14 protein-coding genes are annotated in these 15,133 nt (G+C 59.3%); 6 read left to right on the forward strand and 8 right to left on the reverse strand.

Annotated features, from left to right (window positions below; all coding sequences use genetic code 11):
- Positions 1 to 47: 47 nt before the first annotated feature.
- Complete coding sequence (gene uvrA, locus ICA16_RS23925; RefSeq protein ID WP_150598137.1) at positions 48 to 2,882, reverse strand: excinuclease ABC subunit UvrA; 2,835 nt, start codon at positions 2,880 to 2,882, stop codon at positions 48 to 50.
- Between the two features lie 191 nt (positions 2,883 to 3,073).
- Between uvrA and ICA16_RS23930 the strand changes: the two genes are divergently transcribed.
- From ICA16_RS23930 to ICA16_RS23940, 3 genes are all read left to right on the forward strand, one after another.
- Complete coding sequence (locus ICA16_RS23930) at positions 3,074 to 4,471, forward strand: MFS transporter (RefSeq protein ID WP_042561334.1); 1,398 nt, start codon at positions 3,074 to 3,076, stop codon at positions 4,469 to 4,471.
- A gap of 9 nt (positions 4,472 to 4,480) precedes the next feature.
- Positions 4,481 to 5,005: a single-stranded DNA-binding protein gene (locus tag ICA16_RS23935; RefSeq protein ID WP_042561333.1), complete on the forward strand. Its 525-nt coding sequence runs from the start codon at positions 4,481 to 4,483 to the stop codon at positions 5,003 to 5,005.
- 262 nt (positions 5,006 to 5,267) lie between these two features.
- Complete coding sequence (locus ICA16_RS23940; RefSeq protein WP_150617261.1) at positions 5,268 to 6,473, forward strand: acyltransferase family protein; 1,206 nt, start codon at positions 5,268 to 5,270, stop codon at positions 6,471 to 6,473.
- A 77-nt stretch (positions 6,474 to 6,550) separates the two neighbouring features.
- Here ICA16_RS23940 and ICA16_RS23945 read toward each other — a convergent pair whose 3' ends face one another.
- The 7 genes from ICA16_RS23945 to ICA16_RS23975 all read right to left on the reverse strand — a co-directional run bounded on the left by ICA16_RS23945 (position 6,551) and on the right by ICA16_RS23975 (position 11,811).
- Complete coding sequence (locus ICA16_RS23945) at positions 6,551 to 7,708, reverse strand: glutathionylspermidine synthase family protein (RefSeq protein WP_150602059.1); 1,158 nt, start codon at positions 7,706 to 7,708, stop codon at positions 6,551 to 6,553.
- Between the two features lie 2 nt (positions 7,709 to 7,710).
- Positions 7,711 to 8,406 carry a DUF1190 domain-containing protein gene (locus tag ICA16_RS23950; protein WP_150602060.1) on the reverse strand — a complete coding sequence of 232 codons (696 nt, stop codon included), beginning with the start codon at positions 8,404 to 8,406 and terminating at the stop codon, positions 7,711 to 7,713.
- Between the two features lie 17 nt (positions 8,407 to 8,423).
- A complete protein-coding gene (locus tag ICA16_RS23955; RefSeq protein WP_150595176.1) occupies positions 8,424 to 8,849 on the reverse strand; it encodes a DUF350 domain-containing protein in 426 nt (141 codons plus the stop codon).
- Between the two features lie 15 nt (positions 8,850 to 8,864).
- A complete protein-coding gene (locus tag ICA16_RS23960; protein WP_210701783.1) occupies positions 8,865 to 9,515 on the reverse strand; it encodes a DUF2491 family protein in 651 nt (216 codons plus the stop codon).
- Positions 9,516 to 9,716: 201 nt separating this feature from the next.
- Positions 9,717 to 10,415 (reverse strand): PspA/IM30 family protein, encoded by a 699-nt coding sequence (locus ICA16_RS23965; protein WP_042561322.1) that lies wholly within the window; start codon positions 10,413 to 10,415, stop codon positions 9,717 to 9,719.
- A 17-nt stretch (positions 10,416 to 10,432) separates the two neighbouring features.
- On the reverse strand, positions 10,433 to 11,014 hold the full coding sequence (locus tag ICA16_RS23970; RefSeq protein WP_224450914.1) for a YjfI family protein: 582 nt from the start codon (positions 11,012 to 11,014) through the stop codon (positions 10,433 to 10,435).
- A 242-nt stretch (positions 11,015 to 11,256) separates the two neighbouring features.
- Entirely contained in the window at positions 11,257 to 11,811 is a 555-nt protein-coding gene (locus ICA16_RS23975) for a cysteine hydrolase family protein (RefSeq protein ID WP_210701784.1), read from the reverse strand.
- 101 nt (positions 11,812 to 11,912) lie between these two features.
- Here ICA16_RS23975 and ICA16_RS23980 point away from each other — a divergent pair, with 101 nt between their 5' ends.
- From ICA16_RS23980 to ICA16_RS23990, 3 genes are all read left to right on the forward strand, one after another.
- A complete protein-coding gene (locus ICA16_RS23980) occupies positions 11,913 to 12,914 on the forward strand; it encodes a GlxA family transcriptional regulator (RefSeq protein WP_210701785.1) in 1,002 nt (333 codons plus the stop codon).
- 281 nt (positions 12,915 to 13,195) lie between these two features.
- Complete coding sequence (locus tag ICA16_RS23985) at positions 13,196 to 14,305, forward strand: DUF3182 family protein (RefSeq protein ID WP_210701786.1); 1,110 nt, start codon at positions 13,196 to 13,198, stop codon at positions 14,303 to 14,305.
- Positions 14,295 to 15,050, forward strand: coding sequence for an alpha/beta hydrolase family protein (locus tag ICA16_RS23990; RefSeq protein ID WP_150602066.1), 756 nt, complete (start codon positions 14,295 to 14,297; stop codon positions 15,048 to 15,050). The genes ICA16_RS23985 and ICA16_RS23990 overlap by 11 nt, the downstream gene beginning before the upstream one ends.
- The last annotated feature ends 83 nt before the right edge of the window (positions 15,051 to 15,133 follow it).

The following is a 15,133-nucleotide window of genomic DNA, read 5'->3' on the forward strand; positions in this document are numbered from 1 at the left end:
AGCCCCTGTCACTGATGAAGTGACAGGGGCTTTTTCATGCCCGGTGTTTAGGCACGATCTCGGATCAGCAACGGCTTGAGGTAGTAACCGGTGTGAGATTGCTTCATCTCGGCCACTTCCTCTGGCGTGCCGGTGGCGATGATCTGTCCACCCTTGGAACCGCCTTCAGGCCCGAGATCAACCAGCCAGTCAGCCGTCTTGATCACGTCCAGGTTGTGTTCGATCACCACCACGGTGTTGCCGTGATCGCGCAGGCGATGCAGCACGTCTAGCAATTGCTGGATATCCGCGAAGTGCAGGCCCGTGGTCGGCTCATCGAGGATGTACAGGGTCTTGCCGGTGTCGCGTTTGGATAGCTCGCGAGAGAGCTTGACCCGCTGCGCTTCACCGCCGGACAGCGTAGTCGCCGACTGCCCCAGCTTGATGTACGACAGCCCCACATCCATCAGCGTTTGCAGCTTGCGCGCCAGCGCCGGCACCGCATCGAAGAACACCCGGGCTTCCTCGATCGTCATCTCGAGGGTTTCGTGGATGTTCTTGCCCTTGTACTTGATCTCAAGGGTTTCGCGGTTGTAGCGCTTGCTCTTGCACACGTCGCACGGCACATAGATGTCCGGCAGGAAGTGCATTTCCACCTTGATCAGACCATCGCCTTGGCACGCTTCGCAGCGACCGCCCTTGACGTTGAACGAGAAGCGCCCAGGCCCGTAACCACGCGAACGTGATTCCGGCACGCCGGCGAACAGTTCGCGGATTGGCGTGAACAGCCCGGTGTAGGTCGCCGGGTTGGAGCGCGGCGTACGACCGATCGGGCTCTGGTCGATATCGACGACTTTGTCGAGATGTTCCAGGCCTTTGATGCTGTCGTGTGCTGCGGCTTCCAGCGTGGTCGCGCCGTTGAGTGCCGTAGCGCTCAGTGGGAACAGCGTGTTGTTGATCAGCGTCGATTTGCCCGAACCGGATACGCCGGTCACGCAGGTCAGCAGACCGATCGGGATTTCCAGATCGACATTGCGCAAGTTGTTACCGCGCGCGCCCTTGAGTGACAGGGTCAGCTTCTTGTTGCGTGGCGTGCGCTTGGCTGGCACTGCGATCTTCACCCTGCCAGACAAGTATTTGCCAGTCAGCGAGTCCGGGTGCGCCATGACTTCGGCGGGTGTGCCTTCGGCGACGATATGGCCGCCATGCACACCGGCGCCCGGGCCGATATCCACAACGTAGTCGGCCAAACGGATGGCGTCCTCGTCGTGCTCGACCACGATTACCGTGTTGCCGATATCGCGCAGATGTTTGAGTGTGCCGAGCAGTCGGTCGTTATCCCGCTGGTGCAGGCCGATCGACGGTTCGTCGAGGATGTATAGCACGCCGACCAGCCCGGCACCGATCTGGCTGGCCAGACGAATTCGCTGGGCTTCACCGCCGGAAAGGGTGTCCGCGCTGCGGTCCAGCGACAGGTAGTCCAGCCCGACGTTAACCAGAAACTGCAGACGCTCGCGGATTTCCTTGAGGATCTTGTCGGCAATTTCGCCACGACGACCGGTCAGCTTCAGCGTGCCGAAATACTCGCAGGCATCGCCGATTGGCAAGTTGGTCACCGCCGGCAGAGTCTTCTCGCCAACCCAGACGTGCCGGGCCTCGCGACGCAGACGGGTGCCTCGGCAATCCGGGCAGGACTGGGTACTGAGGAACTTGGCCAGCTCTTCACGCACGCTCGCCGATTCGGTCTCGCGGTAACGTCGCTCCAGGTTCGGCACGATGCCTTCGAACGGGTGCGAACGTTTGACGATATCGCCACGGTCATTGAGGTATTTGAAGTCGACGTTCTGCGAGCCGCTGCCGTGCAGAATGAACTTCTGCTGATCGGCCGGCAGTTCGTTGAATGGCTTCTCCAGACTGAAACCATAGTGCGAGGCCAGCGAGCCGAGCATCTGGAAGTAATAGACGTTACGCCTGTCCCAGCCGCGGATCGCGCCTTCGGCCAGCGTCAGTTCGCCGTTGACCAGTCGCTTGATGTCAAAGAATTGCTTAACACCCAGGCCGTCGCAGGTCGGGCAGGCGCCGGCCGGGTTGTTGAAGGAAAACAGCTTGGGTTCGAGTTCGCTGATTGCATGGCCGCAGATCGGGCAGGCAAAGCGTGCGGAGAAGATCATCTCTTCGCCTGGCTCGTCGTCCATCGGCGCCACGAGGGCGATACCGTCCGCGAGTTTCAGTGCAGTCTCGAAAGACTCGGCCAGACGCTGCTGCAGATCGGCGCGAACCTTGAAGCGGTCGACGATCACATCGATCGAGTGCTTCTTCTGTTTATCCAGTTTCGGCAGTTCGTCGAGTTCGCAGATTCGGCCATTGACCCGGGCGCGGACGAAACCTTGCGCACGCAGTTCTTCAAAAACCGACAGATGCTCGCCTTTACGCTCGCGAATCACCGGTGCCAGCAGCATCAGTTTGCTGCCCTCCGGCTGCGCCAGCACCAGATCGACCATCTGGCTGACGGTCTGCGCTTCAAGCGGGATATCGTGATCCGGGCAACGCGGCGTACCGACGCGCGCATAGAGCAGGCGCAGGTAGTCGTAGATTTCGGTGATGGTGCCGACCGTGGAGCGCGGGTTGTGCGAGGTCGACTTTTGTTCGATGGAGATTGCCGGCGACAGGCCTTCAATGGTGTCGACGTCAGGTTTTTCCATCATCGACAGGAACTGCCGGGCGTAGGCCGACAGGGATTCGACATAGCGGCGCTGACCTTCGGCGTACAGGGTGTCGAAGGCCAGGGACGACTTGCCGGATCCGGACAGGCCGGTGATGACGATCAGTTTGTCCCGTGGCAGGGTCAGGTCGATGTTCTTCAGGTTGTGGGTACGGGCCCCACGTATCAGGATCTTGTCCAAAGTGGCCTCGCTCGGCGGGCGTCGAAAACGTAGGAGTATACGGGCAAATACTGGATGGATGCACACTATCAAGCCAAGCGTTTTTTGCCGTGCATGAAGAGAGTTTCATCTATGCGTGGCAAAGCGTCGCGATATACCCCGTCTTTCGATGGGACTGGTAGAATCGCCGCCGGTTCACACGAGGTTTTTCCATGCACGATCCCCACAGCGAACGCATGAGTGGCAGCGAGACCCGCGCAGCGAGCGGTCTGGCCCTGGTGTTCGCCTTCCGTATGCTTGGCATGTTCATGGTGTTGCCGGTACTGGCGACCTACGGCATGGATCTGGCAGGAGCGACCCCGGCCCTGATTGGGTTGGCTATCGGCGCTTACGGCCTGACACAGGCGATTTTCCAGATTCCGTTCGGATTCATTTCCGACCGCATCGGCCGTCGGCCAGTGATTTACCTGGGGCTGATCGTCTTCGCCCTCGGCAGTGTGCTGGCCTCTCAGGCTGACTCGATCTGGGGCGTGATCGCCGGGCGGATCCTGCAAGGCGCCGGGGCGATTTCCGCTGCGGTCATGGCGTTACTGTCTGACCTGACCCGTGAACAACACCGCACCAAAGCGATGGCGATGATCGGCATGACCATCGGCCTGTCGTTCGCCGTGGCCATGGTGGTCGGGCCGCTGCTGACCAGTGCTTTCGGCTTGTCCGGATTGTTTCTCGCCACTGGCGCGATGGCGCTGGTCGGAATCGTGATCGTCATGTTCATGGTGCCGAAATCCACCGGGCCGTTGCAGCACCGTGAATCGGGTGTGGCGCGGCAGGCGTTGCTGCCGACGCTCAAGCATCCGGATCTGTTGCGCCTGGATCTGGGCATCTTTGTGTTACATGCCATGTTGATGTCGAGCTTCGTCGCGCTGCCCCTGGCACTGGTGGAAAAAGCCGGTTTGCCCAAGGAGCAGCACTGGTGGGTCTACCTGACGGCACTGCTGATTTCGTTCTTCGCCATGATCCCGTTCATCATCTATGGCGAGAAGAAACGCAAAATGAAACGAGTTTTGCTCGGTGCCGTCATGACGCTGATGCTGACTGAGCTATTCTTCTGGCAGTTCGGTGACAGCTTGCGGGCTCTGGTGATCGGCACGGTGGTGTTTTTCACCGCGTTCAATCTGCTGGAGGCTTCATTGCCGTCGCTGATCAGCAAGGTTTCACCGGCGGGCGGGAAGGGCACGGCCATGGGCGTGTATTCCACCAGCCAGTTCCTCGGTTCGGCACTCGGCGGGATACTCGGCGGCTGGTTGTTTCAGCATGGCGGTCTGTCGGTTGTGTTCCTTGGATGTGCCGGGCTGGCTGCCATATGGCTGGCCTTTGCTGTTACCATGCGCGAACCTCCCTACGTGACGAGCCTGCGCTTGCCGTTGTCGCCCGAGGCGATCCGCGAAGCGGGTCTGGTCGAGCGCCTCAAGGCCCTCGTAGGGGTAACCGATGCAGTGATAGTTGCTGATGAAGCGGCTGTTTACATCAAACTGGACAAAGAATTAGTGGATCGCGACACCCTCGAACGCCTGGTGAACAACCCGGCCGGGGCTGCTTGCGAAGCCTAGGAGAACGTTATGGCCCGTGGGGTTAACAAAGTCATATTGGTCGGCACTTGCGGCCAGGATCCCGAAGTTCGCTACCTGCCTAACGGTAACGCCGTGACCAACCTGAGTCTGGCAACCAGCGAACAGTGGACCGACAAGCAAACCGGTCAGAAGGTCGAGAAGACCGAATGGCACCGTGTTTCGATGTTCGGCAAGGTTGCAGAAATCGCTGGCGAATACCTGCGTAAAGGCTCGCAGGTTTACATCGAAGGCAAGCTGCAGACCCGTGAGTGGGAAAAAGACGGTATCAAGCGTTACACCACCGAAATCGTGGTCGACATGCAAGGCACCATGCAACTGCTTGGCGGCCGTCCACAACAGGGCGAGCAACAAGGCGGCGGCAACAACTATCAGCAGTCCGCTCCAGCGCCACGTCAGCAGGCTCCGCGCCCGCAGCAGTCGGCTCCGCAACAGCGTTCGGCCCCGGCTCCACAGCAAGCCGCGCCGCAACCGGCTCCGGATTTCGACAGCTTTGATGACGATATTCCGTTCTGATTCGTCTCCTGAATCGCTCCGGATTTAGTATCAGAACCCCCGCATTGCGGGGGTTTTGTCGTTTTGGCAGGGCTGAAAGTGGCGGACGCTCCATGAGGTGACCGAGCGGTCCCGGCGATCGCGGCGGTAAAGTTTTGTACTGAGTCTTGAAGGCAGGGCCAAGCCGATCCATGATCCGTCCCGGCGACTGGCGATCCAGTCGATTTTCTGCAAGAACAGGTCCCCCGGTGTAGGGGCTGTTCCATAACAACAAGAGAAACCCATGAGCAGTAGCAAGAACAAGGAAATCGAGTACCTGCGCGGCGTGGCGATCCTGATGACGGTGTTTGCCCATAGCTCCATGTTGCTGCCGTTTCATGCTGAGTTCATGCAGAAACTGTTCAACATTTATTCCCCTTGGTCGGGGGTGGATTTGTTTTTCTGTATTTCCGGTTACGTGGTCAGCAAGGCGTACCTGGACTATTTCGATAAAAACCGTGAGCAGAACCGGTTCGGCGTTGCCGCCACGTCGTTCTGGATCCGTCGCGCTTATCGTCTGCTGCCCACCGCGTGGCTGTGGGTGCTGATTCCGTTGGCGTTCTCGATCTTCTTCAACCAGTCCAATGCGTTTCAGTCGTGGTTCGAAAATCTGCGCAGCTTCACTGCAATCGCCACGTTCACGGGGAATCTGGCGAATCAGTACGGCGTGCTACTGGGGCCGAACTCGGTGTACTGGAGCTTGGCGCTGGAGGAGCAGTTTTATTTCATCTTCCCGCTGTTCCTGCTGCTTATCACCTCAACCCGTTGGCGGGTGATCGCACTGCTCGCGCTGATTGCCGTGCAGTTCCCGTTCAATCGCTATGCGTTTGGCGGGCCGCTGGCCGGCATGCTTTTCTCGTTCCGCGTGGACGCGATGATGTGGGGCATTCTGTTGTGCCTGTTTACGCGCACCTCGCTATACAAGGACATCGAGCCTGTGGCGCTGGGCGGCAGCCTGGCCAAACGGCTGGCGCTGACGCTGTTCCTGCTTTACATGCTCGGTGCCATTGCCGGTCAACTGATCGCCATGCCAATTGCGGTCGGCCTGATCGCATTAAATGCGTTGATTCTGGTCTGGCTCTCCAGTTACCAGAAGGGCTATATCTATTGCCCGGCGTTCTTGAGCGGGCTAGGACAATGGCTGGGGTCGCGCTCGTACGCCTTGTATGTCGTGCATATGTTTGCCTATCACTTGAGCACCGAAATCTGGAGTCGAGTGGCCAGCGAAAGGGGCGTTGAACTGGGGCCTGAGTTCACCGTAGAAATGTTGCTCACCTCGTTTGCGATCATGGTGGTCTGCAGCGAGCTGAACTACCGCTTTGTCGAAACACCCCTACGCCGCCGCGGTGCGGAAATTGCCCAGCGCAGAATGGCCCGCGCCAGCACCCCCGAAGTGACCAGGGAAACGCCTGCAGTACCGAATCCGGTACGCTCGACCGAATTTTCATAAGCCAGGCCAGAAACGAAAAACCCGTAGCGCTTCCACGCTACGGGTTTTTTGTTGCTGACAATTTGCGTTTTAACGGCTCAGTCCAGAATCAGGTGCGGCAAGAACCGGCTCGAATCCTTGGTAATCAGACTGTTGTCCTCACGCACACCAATCCCGGCCGCTTGATCACCAATTACCCAGGAACCGATCAGCGTGTAGCTGTCGTCGAACTTCGGCAATGGCGCAAATTCCTGCAGGATGAACGGCGCATCGGTGTAAGGCCCGTCTTCTTTGACGATCAGACCGTCCGCGGTTTGCAGCTCGATGTTGGCGCCTTCCCGGGAAAAATATGGTTTGCGCACCCAGCCCTTGGGCACGGCGCTGGCCGGATTCGGATCGAGATGTGCCGCAAGCAGATTCGGATGGCCCTTGTGCAACTCCCACAGCAACGGCAACGCGCCTTTGTTTGACAGGATCGCTTTCCACGCCGGCTCGAAAAACTGCGTATCGCACGCGGCAATCGCCGCGCCGAACGGCTCGTGGAAGATGAACTCCCAGGCGTGCAACTTGAACAGGTGCGGGATCCAGCGATCCTGCAGGTCGACGAATCGGCCGTCGGCACTGAGGCCAATGTCCTCGATGTCGATGTGCCGTGATTCGATGCCGACTTTTTCCGCGATCAGGCGCAGGTAGTCCGTGGTGCCCTTGTCTTCAACCGAGTCTTTCATCGAGGCGAAGTAGAACGGCCGCTTGAGCTGCAACTCGGCGAAGGCTTGATGCAGTTTGGTGTCGATGCTGTTGAACTGGTCGGCATGGCTCGGCAGCGTGCCGCGCTCGATGCATTGCTCCAGCCAGCCCCACTGGAACGCCGCCGCTTCGTAGAGGCTGGTCGGCGTGTCGTAGTTGAGCTCCAGCAGTTTTGCCGGGCCGTTGCCGCTGTAGGAAAAGTCCATGCGTCCGTACAGATGCGGATGACCTTCCAGCCAGGACGTGCGGATCATGTCGTAGTACGCAGGCGGGATGCTCAACCGATCAAGCAACGCTTCGCTGCGCACCACGCGGTCGACCAGATCCATGCACATCTCGTGCAGTTCGGTGGTCGGGTCTTCCAGATCATTTTCGATCTGCGCGAGCGTGAACTGGTAGTACGCGCTTTCGTCCCAGTAGGGTTCGTCGTCGATGGTGTGGAACATGAAGCCGAGGCTCTCGGCTGTCTGTTTCCAGTCGGGGCGCTCGGCGCAGTGGATCTTTTTCATGGTCAGCTGCTCGAACGACCGGAGCTGCTACCCCAGCCACCCCAACCGCTGCGCGCGCTGGACTGGCTGCCGAAGCCGCCACGGGAAGTCGAGGAGGCGACGTTCACCGGTTTGCTTCTGGTGCTCTCGTAGTCCGGTTGGCTGCGCGGTGCCGATTCGATTTTGCGGTACTGCGTCGAAGTGTTGTAGGTCTGGCGTGTATCGCGGTCGCGGTAAACCGTGCGGTTGGAGTTGTTGCTCATCGCATTGCCGATCAGCCACCCGGTCAACATGCCATTGCCGCCGCCCCCACCACCGGAGTAGTGCGAAGTGCTCTGTGTCGCGTTGCTGGATGTCGTGTCACCCGCCGGCATCTGCGCGTCGGCGATGGCATCGAGATTTTGCGCGGCTTCACCGGGCTGCGGCACTTTGAAGCCACCGAGTTTCGGCACGAAGCGGCCATCGGAATTTTTCTGACACCAGTCGGCGGCAAAATCCGCATCGCATTTGGCTTTGTCGTCGTACGCCGGAGCGATGCGTCGGTGCTCGGTGAGGGCCGCAACGTAGGCATTGGAGCAAACATCAGCAGCGACTTCGGCATCGACGCACTGTTCCACGCTCTGGAAGTTGCGTGGCTGATCGACTGCCGCCGCTTCGCCGGAGATGGCGATGGCCACCGACGCCGCGAGGGACAGCTGAACGTATTTACTTCGTTTCATCTAGGGCTTCCTGCCGATCAGTTGGACGGTGTCATGCACGCAGCGTTGAGCATGCCGACGCTGATCGCGACGGCGGCGACATAGATGCCAGCGGCCACTTCACCGTTGGCGATGCGCTGGGAAGTACCTTTGAGCACCAGGGTCGTGCCAAGGAACGCCAGCAGTTGCACCACTGCGGCGATCACCGCCCAAACCACGAAGTCGACAACGTTGACCGAAAAGGCAATCACGTTACTGGCAGGAATGGCGAAACCGATGATTGCACCGGCCAGCGCGACGGCAGCGGCCGTGTTGCCGGAACGAATCAGCTCGAACTCTTTGTGCGGGGTGACGCGGGTGTAGACGAACTGAAACAGCATGAACAGCAGCACGGCGCCAATCAGGTAGACGATGAAACCGGTCAACGCGGTCTTGTTAAGCGAAACGGCCAGCACTTCCAGCATGGAAAACTTCCTTATTTAAATGGTGCTCAGGTCAGTCGTGTACAACGAGATGCCCAGCGAGGTGCTCAGGCTGACGGTGCCTTCTTCATCCTGTTCGACGGAGAACAGCAGCAGTTCGCGGCGATCGGTCAGGCCGGTCTCGCGTGCGTAGAGCATCGAGTGGTGGTTGATGGTGTAGCTTTCGTCCGCATTAACCACATGTTCGGTCATCGGCACCAGTTCGGTCTGGCCTTGTTCGGTGCCCCACTCGCGGGTGTATTCGACACCGTCGTGGGTGTAGGCCGGCAGGCCGATCAGGCTGTTGGGGCCGGCCAGGCGCTGCAGTTCGGCATCGCTGTTGACGGTCACGTAACTGAGATAGTTGAACAGCGTGACCGATTCGATCTGGTCATCGCCAGTGACGTGGATCTGCACCCAGAAATCCTCGTCATTCATGTAATAGCGGTGCAGTTTGTTGGACTGGCCGAGATCGACCCAGCCTGCGCTCCAGACTGCCTGATCGAAGGGCACGCGCACCGAGGTCGAACCGTCGAGCAACAACGACAGGGTCGAATCGAACCTGACACCCTTGCCTTGCGCCATGCCGAGTGGGCCACTGGCAACGGTTGGCGTTGGCACAGCGGTCTGCCAGTTGCTGGTGCCCAGCAAATCTTTAAACCATCCCATGGGTACGTTCCTTGAAGCGGGTGGAGGTGTTCGTTGGCAAAAAAACGTCGCTAGTGTACCGGGCTGCGTGGTGAACGAGCAGGCAAAATGCAAATGTTGCGGATGCATAAAAACGTGTAGGAGCTGCCGCAGGCTGCGATCTTTTGATTTTGACAACAGATCAAAAGATCGCAGCCTTCGGCAGCTCCTACACGGTGCGTGTTACTGAGCGGATTTTTGCTTCAGGCGTTCGAGGATCGCATTGGCGCTGCCTTCGTTCGGCGTGATGCCGGCGTCGCGCAGTTTGCGATCCAGATCGTTGCCGGTCGCGGCATCAGCCAGTTCGTCCGCAGCGCTCAGTTCGGCAGCACGTTGCTGCTGTTTGGCTTGCAGGCGGTTCAAGGTGCCGACTGCGGTTTCCAGTTTGCCGTTGGCGCCGCCACTGGCGATGGACGCGCTGACCTGGGCTTTCTGCACGCTGTCACGGGCCTTGGCCATGTCCACTTGCTGGCGCAGGCTCTTGATCCGCGATTCGGCCTTGTTGATGTCTTTGCGCATGTTGGCGGCGTAGGTGCCGAACTCGTCGCTTTGTTTCTTCTCGACATCCAGGTCGTTGGTCAGGGTCGAAATCGCTTCGGCCACTTCCAGTGCCAGGTCTTCACGGCCGGCGTTCAGGGCCGAAACAGCTTTGGCTTCCAGATCCTTGATCTTGGCGTCGTACTCGCTCACGCGGTCGGCGGCCAGTTTGTGCTTGGCCATGATGGTGACCAGTTCACGACGGGCGTTCGACAGCGCGGTATCGGCGTCGCGGATTTCCTGGTCGAGGATACGCAGGGCCTGTTGGTCGACGATGCTTTCGCCGACTTCACTGGCGCCGCCGCGCAGTGCGGTGAACAACTTGCTCCAGATGGACTGAGTCATTGGATATTCCCTGTTGATTACTTGAAGAAGTGTTCGAAGGCTTCGCTCGCGCGCTGCACGTTGTCGACCAGGGTTTTCACCTCGGTAACGACGTTGGTCAGGCTCGAGTCGGCGCTCAGGGCGCCAAACATGTTGTAAACGGTCTGGCCGTTAGGCATCGACTCGATACCGATCGACGACAGCGGGAACATTTCCCGGCTGCGCAGCACGGCGTCGTTGAAGGCTTGGACGTCAGTGATCGAATCGATGTCCACCAGCACGGTGTCGACGATGATCTGCTGACCGGCCAGGGCGATGTGAATCGGCAGGCCGCCGAAATCGTTCATTTCCAGCTTGATGCTGGGTTCGGAGCTCTGGATCAGAGACAGCGTGATCTCTTGCGAAGCCACCTCGTCCAGTGCCTTGAGGGCGTTGAAGAGGCTATCGATGTTCCAGTTGTTGCCTGCGCTCATGTAATTCTCCGACATGATTGAGCCAGCCAGAATCGGTTGGCGTAGCTGTTGCTCCATCTGCTTGAGCAAGCTTCGGTTTTCGGGAAGCACCCAAGTTTCGTGTTTCACATAACCGGCGGCAGCCAGGCCCGCGCGCATCTGTTTCATATAGAAACTCGACGGTTTTTTCGCGGACGGTTTCGAGCGCTCTCCCTTGGGGCTTTCTGATGCAACGGCGGGGGAGCGGCTTTTCATGGCATTGACTCGGTTATGAATGTCTCACGCGTGAGCCACACTACAACCAATTCAAAGTGCCATCAATGACTCACGCGTGAGATTTTCATGACAGACGAAAAAAGGCCCGCTGCGAGGCGGGCCCTTGTGTTTACAAAATGTCGCGCTGCAGGGTTTTAGCGGTTGGCGTTGAGGAATTCGTCAGTGGACACCACGTTGGCGTACGCAAAACCCAGCGCCGACATAAACGCGGCGTGGACGTGCGCTGCCGGGACGGTGAGACCGTTGAACTCCAGATCACGGCTGGCGCAGGCGTCGTGGATCACCGTGACGCTGTAACCCATATCCGCCGCCGCACGGGTGATGCCGTCGACGCACATGTGGCTCATGCTACCGACCACCACCAACTCCTTGATGCCTTGTTCATCCAGAATCGATTGCAGTTCGGTTTCGCGGAACGAGTTGACGAAATGCTTGAGCACAACGGGTTCGTCGGCGCGGTTGAGTACTTTTGGATGCAGCTTCGCGCCGTCGGAACCTGGCGTGAAAAACGGTGCCTCGGGTGAGGTGAATTCGTGGCGGATATGGATCACCGAATCCCCCGCATCGCGGAACGCTGCGATCAGTTGGGCGGCGTTGTCGGCAGCGGCGTCGGCACCGACCAGCGGCCACTTGCCTTGTGGGAAGTTGTCGTTCTGGATATCGACTACGATGAGCGCTTGCTTGGCCATGGATGTGTCCTTGAGGTATTGGTTGGAAGTGGCTGCAGTATTGGCGCTGGCCGATGATTCGAGGATTGGCCGCACCGACAATAGACAGGGGAAAACTGACAATGGGCGCAGAAAGGGCCGCCGTGGCTGAATTGGGCGTGCTGATTTATCCCGGCGCGCAGATGGCGGCGGTGCATGGTTTGACTGATCTGTTCGCGGTGGCCAACCGGATCGCTGGCGAGCATCAGGCTGCGCAATTGCCGCTGTTGCGCGTCAGTCATTGGCAGGCCGAAAGCGATCGGCCACCGGCACGGGTTTACGACAGTCTTCCCGGCACAGAAAGCCATTTGCTGGCGGTGTTGATACCGCCCTCGATCGGTGGATTCTCTGCGGCGCACATGCCGGCTGGTCTGGCACCATGGCTGCGTGAGCAACACGCCCGTGGCGCAACGCTTGGCGGGGTTTGTGTGGGCTCGTTGATGCTCGCCGAAAGCGGTCTGCTCGACGGCCGCAGCGCCACGACCCACTGGACCTCGGCCAAGGCATTCGCCGAGCGTTATCCGAAGATCAAGCTCAAGGCTGACACACCGATTGTCGATGACGGCGACTTGATCACCACGGCCGGTTTGATGGCGTGGTCGGAGCTGGGGTTGCGTCTAGTCGATCGTCTGCTCGGGCCGAGTATCGCCACCGCCACGGCGCGGTTTCTGGTGATGGAGCACAGCGACAGCGCCAGCGAGTGCGGGAGTAATTTCGCGTCGATTCTCAGTCATGGCGATGCAGCGATTCTCAAGGTACAGCACTGGTTGCAAGGCACCGGCGCGACAGATGTTTCGCTGACCACGATGGCCGAGCGGGCAGGGCTGGAGGAACGCACGTTTCTGCGTCGGTTTCGAGCGGCGACCGGGTTGAAGCCGACCGAGTATTGCCAGCACCTGCGGGTGGGCAAGGCGCGGGAGATGCTCGAGTTCACCAATGGCACGATCGATCATATTGCGTGGACGGTGGGATATCAGGACCCGGGGGCATTCCGCGCGATTTTCAAGAAGATCACCGGGCTGGCGCCGAGTGAGTATCGGGGGCGGTTTGGTGTAAGCCCACAGGTGAAAACAACACCGCTCTAATGTAGGAGTGAGCCTGCTCGCGATAGCGGTGGGTCAGCCGGATGCATTTTTGAATGAAAGATAGCTATCGCGAGCAGGCTCACTCCTACAGGGGACCGTGTAATTTTCGAGATCGTGCAAATTGAAGGAGATTTGCGCGGTGTCGTGCAGATTGAAACAGGCGCGGTGCCATTACGGTTTCGCCAAGTAGTTGATTCACCAGCGCTTTTCACAGGTTTACCGTTGGCCTGATCTCTGCACCTGTCCTGTCTACATTCATCGGACCGCCTGAAGGGGGATGCATGACACCGAAACCCCGCAAAAAAACCGTGGTTGCCCACTCAGTCCGCGCCGATGCGCCGCAGCACGAGGTGGAAACCAACAAGGCCCTGGCGCGCTGGCTGGCGCAGATTCTCGGGTTCAAATTCGGCGGCACTTATGACCCCGCGAAACATCGCGGCGGTGATCTGTATCTGTTGCCGACGCAAACCCTTGTCGGCGCCGCCAACGCTCAGGCAGTTGGGGTAAAAGGCCCCGATGATTTGTGGGGCGGCTACGTCGAATACGACTTCATCTGCACCAAAGCCATCAGCCATGGCCTGCGCAGTCATCTGGCCCACGCGCCGCAAGGCTGGTCGCCACTGTTTTCTGAACGCGTGCGCAGCGTGGTGCTCGACGGTCTCAGCGTGTTCGCCTTCGAAGATGCGCGGCCTGCTGCCGAGCATCTGTTGTACAGCGGGCCGATCCGTCTGAAGCCGATTCACGCTTGCGCCGGTCGCGGCCAGGAAGTCATCAAAAGCCTCGACGCCTTCGACGAAATTCTCGCCCGACCTGAAGCGCACGAGCTGTTCAGCGAAGGCGTAGTGCTGGAGCAGGACCTGAGCGAGGTCATCACCCACAGCGTCGGCCAGTCTTTCATCGGTGACAGAGTGCTGAGTTACTGCGGTGATCAATACTTGACCAAAGATGCTCATGGCGAAGACGTCTACGGCGGCTCGAATCTACTGGTGGTGCAGGGCGGTTATGAGGATTTGCTGGCGCTGGAGTTGCCCGATAACGTGCGTTTGGCCATCGAGCAGGCGCAAGTATTCGACAGCGCCGCCGATGAGGCCTATCCGCGCTTTTACGCCTCGCGCCGCAACTACGACATCGCCCAAGGGCTGGACAGCAACGGCAAAACCCGCAGCGGCGTACTCGAACAGTCCTGGCGCATGGGCGGCGCCAGCAGCGCTGAAGTGGCGGCACTGCAAAGTTTCGTCAACGACCCCGCAATGCGCGCAATCCGCGTATCTTCAGTGGAAACCTATATCGATCAGCCGCTGCCGGCGGACGCCATCGAGGTGTATCGCGGCCCGGCTGAGAACAGCGAATTTCTCCTCAAATACGTAACGGTCAAATCTTATGACGGCTAGAAGCGAAAGCATTCAAATCGACATTGATGATGAACAGATGAGCGGGACGTTTCTCAGTCCCAAATCGAAGGTGCCGGGGGTGTTGTTTGTCCATGGTTGGGGCGGCAGCCAGGAGCGTGATCTTGAAAGGGCGAAAGGGATCGCCGGCCTCGGCTGCGTCTGTCTGACCTTCGACTTGCGCGGCCACACTGGCGGCAGCGGAATTTCGCTGAGTCGGGTTACCCGCGAAGACAATCTGCGCGATCTGCTGGCGGCCTACGACCGCTTGCTCTCCCACCCGGCGCTCGACACATCGGCCATCGCCGTGGTTGGCACCAGTTACGGCGGCTACCTTGCGTCGATCCTTACCTCATTGCGCCCGGTGCGCTGGTTGGCGCTACGGGTGCCGGCGCTGTACCGCGATGAGCAGTGGCACACGCCAAAACGTGATCTGGACAAGGCTGACCTGCGCGATTATCGCGGCGCACTGGTACGCGCTGACAACAACCGTGCGCTGCATGCGTGTTCGCAATTCACCGGTGATGTGTTGCTGGTTGAATCGGAAACCGACGATTTCGTGCCGCACGCAACGATCATGAGTTATCGCGCCGCTTGTCAGCAGACGCATTCGCTGACGCACCGCATCATTGACGGGGCGGATCATGCACTGAGTGAGCCGGTGTCCCAGCAGGCGTACACGTCGATTCTGGTGGACTGGATTACCGAGATGGTTGTGGGCGAGCGGTTGAGCATTATCCAGTCTTGAAGATCAAAAGATCGCAGCCTCCGGCAGCTCCTACAGTGGAAACGTATTCCTGATGTAGGAGCTGCCGAAGGCTGCGATCTTTT

Origin of the sequence: Pseudomonas anatoliensis, assembly GCF_017976235.1 — a bacterium.
In the GTDB taxonomy this organism is placed as follows: Bacteria; Pseudomonadota; Gammaproteobacteria; order Pseudomonadales; family Pseudomonadaceae; genus Aquipseudomonas; species Aquipseudomonas anatoliensis.

Coding starts and splice junctions, on each gene's coding strand:
- ICA16_RS23930 (WP_042561334.1), top strand. CDS start 3,074: ATGCACGATCCCCACAGCGAACGCATGAGTGGCAGCGAGACCCGCGCA.
- ICA16_RS23935 (WP_042561333.1), top strand. CDS start 4,481: ATGGCCCGTGGGGTTAACAAAGTCATATTGGTCGGCACTTGCGGCCAG.
- ICA16_RS23940 (WP_150617261.1), top strand. CDS start 5,268: ATGAGCAGTAGCAAGAACAAGGAAATCGAGTACCTGCGCGGCGTGGCG.
- ICA16_RS23945 (WP_150602059.1), bottom strand. CDS start 7,708: ATGAAAAAGATCCACTGCGCCGAGCGCCCCGACTGGAAACAGACAGCC.
- ICA16_RS23950 (WP_150602060.1), bottom strand. CDS start 8,406: ATGAAACGAAGTAAATACGTTCAGCTGTCCCTCGCGGCGTCGGTGGCC.
- ICA16_RS23955 (WP_150595176.1), bottom strand. CDS start 8,849: ATGCTGGAAGTGCTGGCCGTTTCGCTTAACAAGACCGCGTTGACCGGT.
- ICA16_RS23960 (WP_210701783.1), bottom strand. CDS start 9,515: ATGGGATGGTTTAAAGATTTGCTGGGCACCAGCAACTGGCAGACCGCT.
- ICA16_RS23965 (WP_042561322.1), bottom strand. CDS start 10,415: ATGACTCAGTCCATCTGGAGCAAGTTGTTCACCGCACTGCGCGGCGGC.
- ICA16_RS23970 (WP_224450914.1), bottom strand. CDS start 11,014: ATGAAACAGATGCGCGCGGGCCTGGCTGCCGCCGGTTATGTGAAACAC.
- ICA16_RS23975 (WP_210701784.1), bottom strand. CDS start 11,811: ATGGCCAAGCAAGCGCTCATCGTAGTCGATATCCAGAACGACAACTTC.
- ICA16_RS23980 (WP_210701785.1), top strand. CDS start 11,913: ATGGGCGCAGAAAGGGCCGCCGTGGCTGAATTGGGCGTGCTGATTTAT.
- ICA16_RS23985 (WP_210701786.1), top strand. CDS start 13,196: ATGACACCGAAACCCCGCAAAAAAACCGTGGTTGCCCACTCAGTCCGC.
- ICA16_RS23990 (WP_150602066.1), top strand. CDS start 14,295: ATGACGGCTAGAAGCGAAAGCATTCAAATCGACATTGATGATGAACAG.